The organism is Deltaproteobacteria bacterium (assembly GCA_016874755.1).
Lineage (GTDB): Bacteria > Desulfobacterota > Binatia > UBA9968 > UBA9968 > DP-20.
Window position 1 is genome coordinate 23,246 of record VGTH01000051.1, and the last position, 14,183, is coordinate 37,428.

The following is a 14,183-nucleotide window of genomic DNA, read 5'->3' on the forward strand; positions in this document are numbered from 1 at the left end:
GGGACCCTACCAGTGTGGAGTTTATCACAAACTACGATCTGAATTGCAATTGACCATCGGAGACGGGAGCGACGCGCCATCAAGCAGAGCCTCGATCACGCTCGCGGGAAGCGGCGCTTTGAGGGTCTCCGAAACATATCCGAGTGTGACGGCCAAGGGCACCGACAATTGCGCGCGCGCCGTGCACGCGAGTATCAGTTGCCAGTCGAGGTCCGGATGTTTTTCCCCGATACGCCAAACGTCCGAAACCCAGCGCAGTGAATAGCGATTGGAAGAAGAGAACGCATGCGCGCAAACGTGCAGCAAGCTGTCTTCTGGACTCAGGATGGTAGCGTTGATTCCGAAGACCGGGTGGCATTGAGCCCGATCCAGCATCTCACCGGCGATCTGGTGCGCATGCGGGGCTTGGAACAACGCCGTGTGCAGCTCCAACGGCAGGCGCGATTGATGATCTAAACGGACTGACGGCCCGGGTTGCGGCGCAGCCACTCGGTGAAATCCTAGCTCGGTGACAGACTCAGCCGCGAGCGCAATGTCCAACGGGCTGAGCAACAGATCGATGTCATGGCAGTGGCGCATGGCTGGCGGATAGACGGTTTCCGCCAATGCCACGCCTTTGAGGACGATCACTGGAATCGCCGCTTGTTGGAGACGCTCAAGCACGCTGCGAAAGAGCCGCTGATAGATTTCCCGCCGCAGGCCTTCTTTGAAGTAAGATAAGCGCAAAAAGGGTTGGCTCTCTTTGTCCATCGGAAAGTGGTGCTGCTGGTGCGCTTGCGAGAGGAGTAGGCGCAGTTTCTGAATTGCGGGGTTGTGGCCAATGAATCCGGTTTGCGTGGTGGATTGCCATTGGCGCCAGGCCGCCGGGTCGCCGAGCAGGCCGGCGCGCAAGAGCAGCGTTTCTTCGCCGCTCGGTAAGATGGCTGCGAAGGGTCGCAAAGGTGTTGGTAGTTCGTCCATGGTTGATCGATGACGCAGTGGCTCTTCGTGCACTCGGCGGGACTAGCGTCGATGCCGACTATCGCTCAGTGCGCACCCGATAGATGACAGCCGATCCGTTCTCTGCGACCAGCTCCAAGCCGGCCGCATGGCGTCGGATCATCGGCTCCACGTGTTTCCAAATGGTTGTGACTTTTTTATCGCAGTACAGATACGTCGTCTGTGCCTCTCTGATCTCTCGATATGACTTATCGGGGTCCACCGTAAGTGGCACCGGCCAGACCTTGACTCCGTCTCGCAGGAAATAGCGCAGGATGTTGGCATGCATAGTGGCCACGACATCCGATCGGGTCAGCCGGTGCGCGTTCTGCCGGACCAAATCCAGAAACGCCTCGTGGCCCTGATAGGCGACGACCTCGCCGCGCTTGCGCGCTAGCTCGGCACGCTGCCCTTGCGCATAAGAGTAGCCATTCCACCAATAGGGACTGATACAGATCACCGCAGTGAGGGTGAGCGCCAGGCCGCCTCTGGCCCAGCTGGGTTTCGGCCAATGGGTTATCCAGCGGGCGCCAGTGAACGCCAGCAGCGCGAGGACCGGGATGATCGGAATGATCAGGCGCGGCACGCTTTCCCATGCTAGGAGCGCCGCTACGTAGAAGGATAGAATGGTGACGTGTAGTGAGACGCGTTGTTGCACGAATGTCACGACGAAGCCGAGCGCCATCAGCACGCAAATGACCACCCCTGACAGCCGCAAACCCCTGTCATTCGAAAATATGTAATAGATGTGGCTCAAGACAGTTTTGAGATTGATGGCGATGCGTGTGCCCCATTCGAGCAGTCCGGGTGAGCCGGAATCCGCGAACCAGGGCTCGCGCATTAACATTATCTTGAAGTAAGAATATTCACCGCGCTGTCCCAGCAGAGCGACCGGCAGGGCGACCACCATGAAGGCAAGGGCAAGGGCACCGATCGACTTCATTCGGCTGTGGCGCGCCCGCAGGAAAATGCAGGTAACGTAGGCGAGAAACACGAAGAGCCCCGTGGTTCTCAGCGCGTAGCACGCAGCGAGCATCAGACCCAATCCCGCGGCCGAGCGCGGGGACATGTTATCAAGTTGATCGTCGGAGAACTGCCAAATCGTGAGCATAAGCATGGCGCTAAAAGCTGGGTCCGACAGGATATACGTACTAGCTTCGATAACGGTCTGCGACAGAGCTAGAAAGTGCAAGAGGAGAAGTGCCGCCACCGTGTCTGCGTATCGGCGGGCGATGAAGAAACTCAACCCAATGTACGCGAGCACGAGTAACTTCGTGAGCAGATTGAAATAGAAATAGTCACCGGACGGCAGTATCGCCGCGAGGGCATAGAGCGCCGAGGTCCCGGGTGGAAAAAAAGTTAGCGATGCCCCCGAAGCGCTGACATAGCCACGCAGCGTAGCCAAAGAACGGGCCCCTTCGACGTACTGGGTAGAGTCGGGCGAGATGAACCAGGTGCCGCTGTTAAGACCAAGATAAAACAGCACGACGCAGCTCAATGCTATCCAGCTGACGATGTCGATACCAGTTTTGCCAACCCTGAGCATGCTGAAATTGCCGATCGTTGGACCCGGAGATTCAATTAATTGCTACAAACCCTGCTGACTCTGCTGCCAGCCGGCAACGACCTTTTTATAAAGCGCGTCGGATTCGTCTACGTAGCGGGTTAGTCCAAACAAACGATTGGCGCGTAGGCGCCCTGCCTCGCCCATGCGACTGGCGGTTTCGGGATGATCGAGCAAGAAGGCGACTGACTCTGCGAGTTGCTCTGGATTTTCTTTTTCCACGAGCAGGCCGGTCTCATGGTCTACGATGTTTTCTGGAAGTCCACCAACTCTCGTGGCAACTACCGGACGAGCCATGAGAGCGGCCTCGAGCGCGACGAGGGGAAATGCCTCCTCGGTGCGAGACGGCACGAGAACCAAGGTCGCCGAATTCAATATTTCCCCAATGCGACCCGGCTCAACCCAACCGAGAAAATCCACCCGCGCGCGAATGCCCAACTCGGTTGCTTGAATCTCAAGATCTCGGCGTGCAGGTCCGTCGCCGGCGATGATGATTCGGAGGTTGGGATACCGTTGTTTGATCTGATCGAAGGCGGAGAGCACAAGGTCAAATCCTTTGTCACGTGCCAGGCGGCCGACACACAAGAGACTAGGTTTATCGAATGAGAGCGGTTTTGTGTTATCAGATGGAGCTCTGACGCCAGGATAGAGGATCGTTGCGCGAACCGTAACTTCGGGGACCAGTAGCTGGGTTTGCTGCAGCAGAGCTTGCGAGGCAGCAGTCAGCCATTGGGCCGAAACGAGTGTCTTGCGCGCTAGCGAAGACTGCGCCGACTCTGCCCTGGGCAATGCGAGATGGAGTGATACCAGCGTCGGGGCACTCCACGCTCGCGCCGATTGCCAATGAAAAAACGCCGTCGGATCGGGGAAGTTTAGATGAACTAGATCAGGCTTGAAGCTTCGCTTTAACTCAAACACTCCTTTTGTCGCACGTGCCAGCAATTCGATATTTCGCTCGTGCAGCGCTTGCCAAAACGGAAAACGATAGACGGAGATGCCATCACTCTCGACTCTATCGGGAAGGTCATGATCGGCGTGGGAGGTTACGACGACAAACTCGTAGCCGCGCTGCTGCAAGAGAGGCATCGCCTGGCGCGCCAGCGCTTGAATGCCGCCGACGTGGGGCCAAAAGAGTTCGATCCAGAACAGAATGCGCACGGCAATAAAACGTCACAGTTTGCCGGAACGGTCCGATTCTGAATCGAGCTTGGGCCAACGATAGGGAACTACCGAGCCATCGCGTAAGCGTTTCCGGTCGAGCATGGTTTTTATGATCTGGAGGAATTCTTCCTTGCTGGCGTTCGTGCGGCGCCGCGTATGATTGGCTGGGTGCATGCGGTGATAGAGCAGCACATCCGGCATAAGTTCCATGATGGCGCCCCGATCCGCCAAGCGTAGAAACCATTCGGTCGCGTCGCCGAACCATAGGGAGTCGTCAAATCCGCCGTATCTTTCAAAGACTTTTTTCTTTGCGAGCAGCGCCCCCGTCGTATAACCCGGCACAGCCTTGGCCCGTGGGTGATCGCGCAAGCGCGCGGCTTCCTCGCGCAGCTCATCAACCCAGAAGGGTTGTGCGTGGGCGATGCAAAGATCGAGGTTCGGACGGGCATCGAAGCGAGCCATCTGACGTGCCAGTTTGTCGGCATGCCAAAGGTCATCTTGATCTAGAAACGCGACAAACTCTCCTGCCGCCGCCTGCCAGCCCAGATTACGCGTCGCCGATGGGCCGCGATTGTCTAACTGAAGTGTGCGTATGGCCCCTTGCATACCAGCGAGGATTCGGGCTGTACCATCCGTCGAGCCATCGTTCACGACAATGATTTCGATGGGTCGGTAGTTCTGTGCCAGGATGCTGTCGAGGGCCTCTTCCAGGTACCGCTCACCGTTGAACACCGGAACAATGCAACTGACAAGAGGTAGCGCCATAGTCGTCGTTCCTAATCGGTTGCCTGACTTATGGCTGGGGGCGGGGTAATATCTCGTCCGCGAAATTTCGGATTTATTTGTCCTGCAGGTTGCCCAGGTTGGAGGGTTCAGGCAAGGGAGTTCAGCGCTGCGGCGAGTCGCTGAGCCGCGACCTCTTGCGAGTAGTGATGGGTGACTAGCGCCAAGCCGTGTTCGGCTAAACTTTGAGCTAGATGATCATCATTCCAGAGCGATGCGATCGCCTCAACAAACTCTTCTGCGGTTTCTGCCAAGAGCAGGTGTTTCCCATCTTTCACGGTGAGACCCTCGGCACCCAGCGCAGTGCTGATGACGGGGAGCCTTGACGCAAAAGCCTCGAGGATTTTGAAGCGCGTGCCGCTGCCTTGAAACAGCGGAACGATCATTGCCGAGGCGTTAGCGAAGTAAGGACGCATGTCGGGCACGGCGCCGTACAGAGCTGCGCTGTTGACCTTGGCAAGCATAATCGTTGCAGCGCCGGCTACGCTAACAAACGGACGGTTAGAGCACAAGCTGCCGGCTGTTTTACCGTTTTAAGCCGTCAGAACGTATCGAGAGCTTGCGGTTAAAACTTATCTTTCTTCAAAGACTTTAAGGATGAAGGCCGAGCCCGCAGGGCATCGTCTTTGGTGACCCGGTCGAAAACATGGACACCCGCGTTGTGTAACAGGGTTGGCTGTGAGATGGCCCGTTTTGCTGTTGCGGAACAGACGGTGCATTTCTTGAGCGGCCGTTCGTTGACCTTTTGAATGGCTTCGAAACGGTGGCCTTTAGTGCATTGATATTCGTAAAGCGGCATGGGCGAAATCGTAGCTATCATATCGATCGGAGCGCCACAACTCGACTCAACTCGACGTCTGTTCTTGTCACCCAAAAAGATTCCTGTTATAAGACTCTATGTTTGCAGCGTTTCTTCAAGTGTCAACAAAACCCGGGCAATGGTCTGGGTTTTTTTTTACCTCAATCCTTGAGGTGAGAAGATGTTAGAGCAAGAAGTCCTGCCGGTCGGCTTAACCTTCGACGATGTGCTGCTCATTCCCCAAGAGTCGGCGGTCTTGCCACGCGAGATCGACGTCTCGACCAGGCTCACCGAGCGCATCAAGCTCAATATTCCCTTGATCAGCGCGGCGATGGATACGGTGACCGAATCACGCACTGCTATTGCCATGGCTCAGGAGGGCGGCTTAGGCATCGTTCATCGTAATCTTACGGTTGCCGCTCAGGCGAGCGAAGTCGAAAAGGTCAAGAAGTTCGAAAGCGGTATGATCAGCGATCCGGTGACCGTTGGCCCGGAGCAGAAGATCTACGAAGCCCTCGAAGTCATGCAGCGCTACGGCATTTCCGGCTTACCGGTCACCAAGAACGGCAAGTTGGTGGGTATTCTCACCAACCGCGATCTACGCTTTGAAAAGAACCTCGATCGCACGGTTGCCCGGATCATGACCAAGGACAAGCTCGTGACGGTAAAGCCGGGCGTCAGTCTCGACGATGCCAAGGTGCTGTTGCACCAGCACCGCATCGAAAAACTGCTGGTCGTCGATGAAAACTACGAACTCAAAGGGCTGATCACCGTCAAAGATATCGAAAAGAACATTCAGTTCCCTAACGCCTGCAAAGACGAACGCGGCCGTTTGCGGGTTGGCGCGGCGGTGGGCGTCGGCGATTGGGAGGAGCGCTGCGAGGGATTGGTCCGTGCCGGTGTCGATCTGATCGCCGTCGACACCGCCCATGGTCATTCGAGAAACGTCCTCGATGTCATCGGTCAGATTCGCCGGCGCTATCCGGATATCGATATCTCGGGCGGCAACGTTGCCACCGCCGAAGGAACGACTGCGCTGATCGAAGCCGGAGTCAATGTTGTCAAAGTCGGCGTCGGGCCGGGCTCGATCTGCACTACACGAATCGTTTCGGGAGTCGGAGTGCCGCAAATTACCGCCATCGGTAGCTGCGCCAAGGCCGCGGCGAAATACAACGTGCCAGTGGTCGCCGACGGTGGCATCAAGTTCTCCGGTGACATCACCAAAGCGATCGCAGCCGGCGCCGAATCGGTGATGATCGGCAGTTTGTTTGCCGGCACCGAAGAAAGCCCCGGGGAAACGATTCTTTATCAGGGCCGCACCTATAAATTGTATCGTGGCATGGGCTCGCTGGGCGCCATGGGCCAAGGCAGCAAAGACCGCTACGGCCAGGCCGACGTGATGGAGTCGAACAAACTCGTGCCCGAAGGCATCGAAGGGCAGGTGCCTTACAAAGGCTCGCTATCGTTCAATATCCACCAGTTGGTCGGCGGCCTGCGTTCCGGCATGGGCTACCTGGGCTGCCGCGACGTGGCGACGCTGCGCCAGAAGGCGCGCTTCATGCAGATCACCGCGGCCGGGTTGCGTGAAGGCCACGTGCACGATGTTTTTATCACTAAAGAGGCGCCCAACTACCGCGTCGAATGATTCTCGTCCTCGATTTCGGTTCGCAGTACACCCAATTGATCGCTCGCCGAATTCGCGAGTCGAAGGTGTATTGCGAGATCCATCCGTTCAATATCAGCCTGGAAAAAATCCGCAGCCTCGATCCTGAAGGCATTATTTTATCCGGCGGCCCTGCTAGTGTGTATCAAGACAACGCGCCGAATGTTTCTCCCAGGCTGTTCGATTTGCCGGTGCCGTTGCTGGGCATTTGCTACGGCATGGGGATCGTCAATCTAAATTTCGGCGGCGAGGCCGCGCGCGCCGATCACCGCGAATACGGCCCAGCCGATTTGATCATCGATAGCGACAGCGATCTGTTTCAAGGTTTCGCCAAAAGCGAGACGACGCGCGTCTGGATGAGCCACGGCGACAAGATGGTTTCATTCCCCAAGGGTTGGCAGATCCTGGCGCATAGCGCCAACTCGCCAATCGCTTCGTTCGCCGACCCGAGCCGGCGCTTGTTCGGCGTGCAGTTCCACCCCGAAGTGGCGCACACGAGCCGTGGCCAAGCCGTGCTCGATAATTTTGTTTTTCGTATCTGTCACTGCCAACCCGCTTGGACGATGGAGCATTTCATCGACAGCTCGGTGACGCGGATTCGGACGCAAGTGGGCGAGGGCCGGGTTTTGTGTGCTCTCAGCGGTGGCGTAGATTCCAGCGTCGCGGCGACGCTGGTGTACCGGGCGATCAAAGATCGGTTGATTTGCGTGTTTGTTAACAATGGGCTCTTGCGTAGGAACGAAGCGGAGCAAGTGTGCAGTCTCTTTGTCGAACGCTTTGGCTCGAGTTTTCGCTATGTCGATGCCAGCCAGGCCTTTCTCGACGAATTGAAAGCTGTCGAAGACCCGGAAGTGAAGCGCAAACGGATCGGCCATAAATTCATCGAAGTCTTCGAGCAAGAAGCCCAAAAACTCGGCGCCATCGATTTTCTCGCCCAGGGAACGCTCTATCCCGACGTGATCGAATCGGTCTCGGTGTTGGGCCCGTCGGCGACGATCAAGTCGCATCATAACGTCGGCGGCTTGCCCGAGCATATGAAGTTCAAACTGATCGAGCCGCTGCGCGAGCTGTTCAAAGACGAAGTGCGGCTGTTGGGCCAAGAGTTGGGCTTGCCGCGTGAGATGATTCAACGCCAACCCTTTCCCGGTCCGGGTTTGGCGATTCGGGTGCTCGGCGAGGTGACGGAAGATCGTCTCAAGGTGCTGCGCGACGCCGATGTCATCGTGCTCGACGAGATCCGCGCCGCCGGACTCTATGAAAAAGTCTGGCAATCGTTCGCCGTCTTGCTGCCGATCAAAACCGTCGGTGTGGTCGGCGATGAACGCAGCTATGAGAACGTCATCGCGCTGCGCGTGGTCGACAGCCAAGATGGCATGACCGCCAACTGGGTGGACTTGCCGTTCGACCTGCTCGGCAAAATCTCCAACCGTATTCTTAACGAAGTGCGCGGCGTCAACCGCGTCGTTTACGATATTTCCTCCAAGCCGCCCGCCACGATCGAGTGGGAGTGATTAGAGGTCTTTTTGGGACTCTCAAAATCACTTGAAAAAATCCGAAAATACGAGTAATATCAATAACAAAGCTCTCGTTATCTTTCGGCGTCTCTCAGCGGCAATCAGGTCAATCCGACGGTATCGCGAACGGTATTTCCGACGGCTTGCCTGTGATCCCATCAAATACCGTCACGTGGCGCCAGACGGTATCAGAGCCAAATTGACGGTATCGGCTCTGGAGCGTGGTGAAGCTAATGGCACTCACAGACATCGCGATCAAAAATCTTAAACCCAAGGAGCGCCTTTACAAGGCATCTGATCGGGATGGTCTTTATGTGTCAGTGATGCCTAGTGGATTGAAATCATTTAGATTTGACTACCGATTTGATGGCAGGCGGAAAACGCTAACTGTCGGCCGCTATGGCGCTGAAGGTATTTCTCTCAGTGAGGCGCGTGAAAAGCTCACTACGATCCGACGCAAACTTCGTGACGGTATCGATCCAGGGTGGGGACAATCTGACGGTATTAGCGACGGTATTGAAGCCACAAGAATCTCAGAATTCGCCGAAAAGTGGATTGAAAATGCGAATTTGGCAGACAGCACTTACCTCATGCGCAAAAGCATCTTGGATCGCGAGATTATTCCTAGGTTTGGAAATAAGCGGCTTGGGGCGCTCAAGGCTTCAGAGATCATAGATTTGTGCGATCAGATCGTGGCGCGGGGGGCACCCGCCACTGCCGTCCATGTGCGCGAGATCCTGAACCAGATCTATCGATATGCCGCCGATCGGGGCAGTGAAATCGACAATCCGGCGGCCAAGATCCGAGCGTCAGCAATCGCGACCTTCAAGCCTCGTGACCGAGCTTTAAGTCCGGATGAAATTGGAAAATTCTTTCCAGCGCTTGAGAGAAGTGCGACCCATCCAGCTCTCAAGATGGCGCTGAAGTTCGTGTTGTTGACCATGCTTAGAAAAGGCGAGCTCATTAATGCTAGATGGGATTGGGTGGACTTTGAGAAAGCCACTTTCAATGTGCCGGCAGAATTCATGAAGGCTAGGCGCCCCCACATTGTCTTTCTCTCAAAGCAGGCGATCGATTTGTTGGTTGGAATGCGCGCATGCGCCGGCGCCAGCCGATTTGTTCTTCCCGGCCGATATGATTCTGATCAGCCTATTTCAGCCGCTACTCTAAACCAAACCATTTCGTACGCGTTCAAGCGTCTCGATGCTGACGGCATAAAAATGGAACGATTCACCGTGCATGATTTAAGGCGGACTACTTCTACTTTGTTGCACGAGGCCGGTTACAACAGTGATTGGATTGAAAAGTGTCTTGCGCACGAACAGCGAGGAGTACGCGCTGTATATAACAAAGCTGAATATGCCGATCATCGAAGGGTCATGTTGCAAGAGTGGGCTGATCGGATGGACTCATGGATCAGAGTTTGAGGCTAAAAACCATAAGTTAGGTGAAACATGCGATCCAAAAAACGATTCCAAGTAGCAAGTCATATCCTTGCTGAAAAACCCGTCAGAAAGAAGCTTACAAAAAACCAGCGCACGATGCTTGATGCTGCCGGAATCCAAAAGTCAAAAGGGGGAAGAAAGAAAAGACCAGAGTCGAAGCGCATGCTCGTTCTCACCACTATCGAAATGGCGCATGCACATGGGCATCCATTGACCTTAAATGAGTCTAGAGTAAAAAATCCTGATAGAAAAAAGAGCGCATTTGTCTTGGCGTCTGAATTGACAGGAGTGACGCCAGAGGCTGCAAGAAATATTTACAAAACGAGATCGAAAAAAAATTCTTCAGCTTGAGCTGTTGCAATTTTCGCAACGGGAATTTATTGATGAATGCGCAACACCTCTCTTAAGGTGTCAAAAAAATTCAATCGCCACCCAAAAAACAACTGAAATGAAGAAGAGATAAAAAGACACTTTGATCGTCTCGAATCGGAGGTGATCGAAAATGAGCTACGAAACGTTTCTTCGTCGTGAAGAGGTAATAAGCAGGGTCGGGCTTTCAGACACGACCATCTATAATCTCGAAATTTCCGGTAAGTTTCCTCGCCGTATCGCTATTACGCCTCGGTGTGTTGCGTGGCGTGAAAGCGAAATACAGGCTTGGATACAGGCGCGCATTGATCGCCCGGTACAGTTAGCGCCACATCCTGATCAATCATTGCGGCAATCTTCGTTGCGTCGTAACCACGCCCTCAAATCGTCGAAAAGCGAGTAGGGCTATGTTACATGCAAATCTGATCCCGCCATCGCTAGTTGACATCAAGGGAGCGGGTCTTAGCCATCGCGAGGCGCTTCTAACTATCTGTGATGAAGCACACTTATGGCGATCCCCATCGGGAGAAGCTTACGCATCTACGCCTGTTGATGATCATGTCGAGCAGCACGCTATTGCTTCCCGGGGGTTCCGGTACTGGTTGCTGCATCGCTTGGTTACGAAATTTTCTCAAAATGGCCGTCCCGCGTCAGTCAATGAGAACACATTTAGGGACGTCCGTAGTGTTTTAGAGGCCAAAGCAATGATTGGCGCGCCAACTTTTTCAACGCCAATTCGGGTGACAGAATTTGCTGCCGGTATCTACATAGATCTCGGAAGGAAAGACTGGTCATGTGTTCAGATTACAAAAGACGGATCTTTCATCATACCGAGGGCCCCAGTGCCGATACTGCGGAGCAAGCGCACCGGTCCGTTTGAATTACCTTCGCAAAATGGCAACTTTTCCCCACTTAGGCAGCTTCTTGGCCATTTTGACGAGGATACCTTCATCCTCCTTGTTTCTTGGTGTCTTGGTGCATTATTGCCGAAGGGCCCCTACCCACTTTTGGTTTTGGGTGGTGAGCAAGGAGCAGGAAAGAGCACATTAGCTCGATTGGCTCAGCAGTTGGTCGATCCTGTAAATGGTGATTTGCTGCAGCCACCCCGTGATGACAGGGATTTGATAGCGGCAGCGAAGATGAGTCATGTTTTGTCATTTGATAATCTATCCCTCGTCCGTGCGGAGCTCGCTGATAGTTTTTGCCGTTTAGCAACGGGCGCAGAAATTGGTGGCCGCGCTCTTTACACAGATAGTGACATGGCGTCCTTTTCAGCTTGTCGGCCAATTATCATCAATGGAATTCCAGATCTTGCTGGGCGCGGAGATGTCGCTGATCGTTCAATCATTCTTCGTCTGAGTGCTCTGAAAACGCGTGTTACAGAGCGCGACTGGCGAGAAGCTGTCACAAAAATTCTACCTAGTACTTTTGCAGCTCTGCTTAACGCGCTTAGTGAAGGGCTAAAAAACGTTGAGAAAACCGCAACACCAAATGTTCGGATGGCTGATTTTGCTCGGTTTGTCGTCGCAGCTGAGCAAGCTTTGCCTTGGTCGCCAGGTGCTTTCATGGAGGCTTATAAACGTAGCCGATTGGATGCCACAGTAGCTCTGGCTGACGGCGATTCGGTCGTAGGGGCTGTCCTCGATTTCATGGCTAACAAGGACTTCGCATGGAGCGGATCGACGTCTGAACTTTATAAAATTCTCACTCGATCGGTTTCAATAGGATCTATGAAGGCGCAAGACTGGCCAGGTAATGCTCGCTGGTTCGGTGATCGCCTTAGGCGTGCTTCGCCCGTTTTGCGAGCGCACGGAATTGACCGTTATGAATGGCGCGAAGGCGCCGGCAGGATGGTGACACTCAGAAAAATAGAGTCATTAGGTACATCAACCTCATTTGCAGCATCGGATCCAACAGCGCTCGATCGAGGGAGTGACGCTAATGTAGCTAGCGCTCCGCTGTCGTTGCGCTTATCAGAGCTAGATAGACGATTTTGAAGAGGATTTTTTTATTCCATGTCGATTCTGCTATCAGCAGTCAGATTTGACGGTATTGGTGACGGTATTGAATATTTCGGGGGTCGAGAAAAATCGGTTATTTCAGTCGCTTATTGATCCCGAGGATAATTGGGGGCCTAGTGTTTCCGGATTGCTCTGCTCCTGTAATTTCATGAAATTGCAAAAGCCACAAACATGCACTGAACGGGTGCTCAACGGCCGTTCAACGGGTGTTCGCTCGCGCGCGCGTGCGCGAAGCGTGGCGGAAATTCAATTGAAAGGCTCGCAAGAAGAAAGGTTTAGGATCCGGGCCTATTGTTTCAGAGCCCTTGACCGGCCACCGAGCTGCTCCGTGGGACTTTACACTTGACATTCGGCCGAAAAATTTCACTCTAACTTCACCCCTAAAAGTTTTGCCGGGTCCTGAAATAGGCCCGGGTTTGTTCTTGGGCCTCGACTCGGCGAGGGCACAGCGGTCTCATTCTCGCTGTTGTCATTTTGTCAACGAGCGAGGGAAGGTGTGCTCCGCCTAGTTGGAGGTTGACTTGCCAAATATTTTCGCGTATTTCTCTCAGGTGGCATGTGCTTTGGAGGATGCTGTTCAATGCCAGCAATCGCCTTTGTCGCTGATTCCGGCTCCGGCGTCGCGTTTGTGTTCGACGACTGGGGCTCTGCGGTGCGTGGATTAGACGGCACCTGGCGCTCACCCGCGCCAGCCTCTAAGGTTGGCGACTTCATGGACGAGTATACCACGGCCTCGCCGGCCGACGCCTTGGCGCTGTCCAAAGAGGCTCGTATAGCCACTCTCGAATTTCCACCCTCTGTCGAATTTTTTGACGTTGAAGGGATACCCGTCACGTTGGGCAACGTGCCAGGCGTCAAGTTTTCTTGCGCTGCCTGGGACAAGGCCGAGCCGCGCGTATTTGATCCCGTTTCAGCCAGGCGTAACGGTGCTCCAATTTCTGAGCAACGTTTTAGAGAACTTTTTGATGAATATAAGGCGGTCAGCCAAGTAGGCATGAAAGAAAAAGATAATGCTATGAAGCGGGCAAATCTGCAACGTGCTATTGAAATTGCAGTGTCGGCACACAAGAACCAGATCGATAAGGCTGGTTCGCCCTATATTCTTCATCCCATTCGCGTAATGATGTCGCTCTGCACAGAAGAAGAACGTATCGTCGGGGTCTTGCATGATGTCGTTGAAGACACTGACTGGACGATCAAACTTCTTAGGAAAGAGGGGTTTTCCCAAACCGTCCTGGACGCCTTGCAATCTGTGACAATTATGCGCGGAGAAAATTATGAAGAATTTATAAGGCGTGCGAGCCAAAACACAATCGGAAGGAAAGTAAAGATTGCCGATCTTAATGACAATATGGATTTAAAAAGGATCCTGAAACCGAATGAGCGAGACTTTGAGAGAATGAAAAAATATGCAGAGGCTCTCAATTTTTTGCGGAGAGATGAGAGTTCTACCCAAGAAACTTCCGAAACAAAAGACGGTTGCCCGCTCATGACCGAACGATAATTCTGCACGATCTTATCAAAAAGTTGGACCCTGAAGAAGTTCTCGAGATTGAATTCTGGGACCAAAGCTAAGCTTTTATGATAGTGCCTTGAGGCCACTAAATTCTGAGAACTTGTCAAATTGTCCAAGTTGGATAACCAAAGGTGCCCACCAAGGAGCGCCTATGAAAACATCCCCCCAGCGGACGCAAAAAATCACTTCGGTGAATTTGTTGATGCTGCTCGTTTAGAGCCAGTCGCGGTCACCAAATATGACAAACCAGTTGTCGTAATTGGTCGGCCCCCATCGAGTGGTCCAGGTGGAATGTTAGTTCAGAGTTGGCCTTTTCGCTAGTTGGAGCGTGGCCGGCGGCGCTGGTCGGCGTAGCGCAGCCGGCCACGCC

Annotated in this window: 13 protein-coding genes and 1 pseudogene; 8 read left to right on the top strand and 6 right to left on the bottom strand. The window is 54.0% G+C overall.

Annotation, left to right across the window (positions count from 1 at the left end; all coding sequences use genetic code 11):
• Nucleotides 1-24: 24 nt before the first annotated feature.
• From FJ145_22880 to FJ145_22905, 6 genes are all read right to left on the bottom strand, one after another.
• The gene (locus FJ145_22880; GenBank protein ID MBM4264255.1) at nucleotides 25-960 is read right to left on the bottom strand and encodes a nucleotidyltransferase family protein; all 936 of its coding nucleotides are present in this window, start codon (nucleotides 958-960) and stop codon (nucleotides 25-27) included.
• A 58-nt stretch (nucleotides 961-1,018) separates the two neighbouring features.
• Nucleotides 1,019-2,524 carry a hypothetical protein gene (locus FJ145_22885; GenBank protein ID MBM4264256.1) on the bottom strand — a complete coding sequence of 502 codons (1,506 nt, stop codon included), beginning with the start codon at nucleotides 2,522-2,524 and terminating at the stop codon, nucleotides 1,019-1,021.
• A 42-nt stretch (nucleotides 2,525-2,566) separates the two neighbouring features.
• Nucleotides 2,567-3,619, bottom strand: a complete 1,053-nt coding sequence (locus FJ145_22890; protein ID MBM4264257.1) for a glycosyltransferase family 4 protein — start codon at nucleotides 3,617-3,619, stop codon at nucleotides 2,567-2,569.
• A 93-nt stretch (nucleotides 3,620-3,712) separates the two neighbouring features.
• On the bottom strand, nucleotides 3,713-4,468 hold the full coding sequence (locus FJ145_22895; protein ID MBM4264258.1) for a glycosyltransferase family 2 protein: 756 nt from the start codon (nucleotides 4,466-4,468) through the stop codon (nucleotides 3,713-3,715).
• Nucleotides 4,469-4,575: 107 nt separating this feature from the next.
• Nucleotides 4,576-4,950 (bottom strand): glycosyltransferase, encoded by a 375-nt coding sequence (locus FJ145_22900; protein MBM4264259.1) that lies wholly within the window; start codon nucleotides 4,948-4,950, stop codon nucleotides 4,576-4,578.
• Nucleotides 4,951-5,051: 101 nt separating this feature from the next.
• Nucleotides 5,052-5,285 (bottom strand): zinc ribbon domain-containing protein, encoded by a 234-nt coding sequence (locus FJ145_22905; protein ID MBM4264260.1) that lies wholly within the window; start codon nucleotides 5,283-5,285, stop codon nucleotides 5,052-5,054.
• A gap of 181 nt (nucleotides 5,286-5,466) precedes the next feature.
• Between FJ145_22905 and guaB the strand changes: the two genes are divergently transcribed.
• From guaB to FJ145_22945, 8 genes and pseudogenes are all read left to right on the top strand, one after another.
• Nucleotides 5,467-6,930 carry an IMP dehydrogenase gene (gene guaB, locus FJ145_22910; GenBank protein ID MBM4264261.1) on the top strand — a complete coding sequence of 488 codons (1,464 nt, stop codon included), beginning with the start codon at nucleotides 5,467-5,469 and terminating at the stop codon, nucleotides 6,928-6,930.
• A complete protein-coding gene (gene guaA, locus FJ145_22915; protein MBM4264262.1) occupies nucleotides 6,927-8,459 on the top strand; it encodes a glutamine-hydrolyzing GMP synthase in 1,533 nt (510 codons plus the stop codon). The genes guaB and guaA overlap by 4 nt, the downstream gene beginning before the upstream one ends.
• A 236-nt stretch (nucleotides 8,460-8,695) precedes the next feature.
• Nucleotides 8,696-9,889: a DUF4102 domain-containing protein gene (locus FJ145_22920; protein MBM4264263.1), complete on the top strand. Its 1,194-nt coding sequence runs from the start codon at nucleotides 8,696-8,698 to the stop codon at nucleotides 9,887-9,889.
• Nucleotides 9,890-9,916: 27 nt separating this feature from the next.
• Nucleotides 9,917-10,258 (top strand): hypothetical protein, encoded by a 342-nt coding sequence (locus FJ145_22925; protein ID MBM4264264.1) that lies wholly within the window; start codon nucleotides 9,917-9,919, stop codon nucleotides 10,256-10,258.
• A gap of 151 nt (nucleotides 10,259-10,409) precedes the next feature.
• Nucleotides 10,410-10,679, top strand: coding sequence for an AlpA family phage regulatory protein (locus FJ145_22930; protein ID MBM4264265.1), 270 nt, complete (start codon nucleotides 10,410-10,412; stop codon nucleotides 10,677-10,679).
• A 301-nt stretch (nucleotides 10,680-10,980) separates the two neighbouring features.
• Complete coding sequence (locus FJ145_22935) at nucleotides 10,981-12,273, top strand: hypothetical protein (protein MBM4264266.1); 1,293 nt, start codon at nucleotides 10,981-10,983, stop codon at nucleotides 12,271-12,273.
• 1,039 nt (nucleotides 12,274-13,312) lie between these two features.
• Nucleotides 13,313-13,732, top strand: a pseudogene (locus tag FJ145_22940) (GTP pyrophosphokinase).
• Between the two features lie 240 nt (nucleotides 13,733-13,972).
• Nucleotides 13,973-14,134, top strand: coding sequence for a type II toxin-antitoxin system prevent-host-death family antitoxin (locus FJ145_22945; protein ID MBM4264267.1), 162 nt, complete (start codon nucleotides 13,973-13,975; stop codon nucleotides 14,132-14,134).
• Nucleotides 14,135-14,183 lie beyond the last annotated feature (49 nt).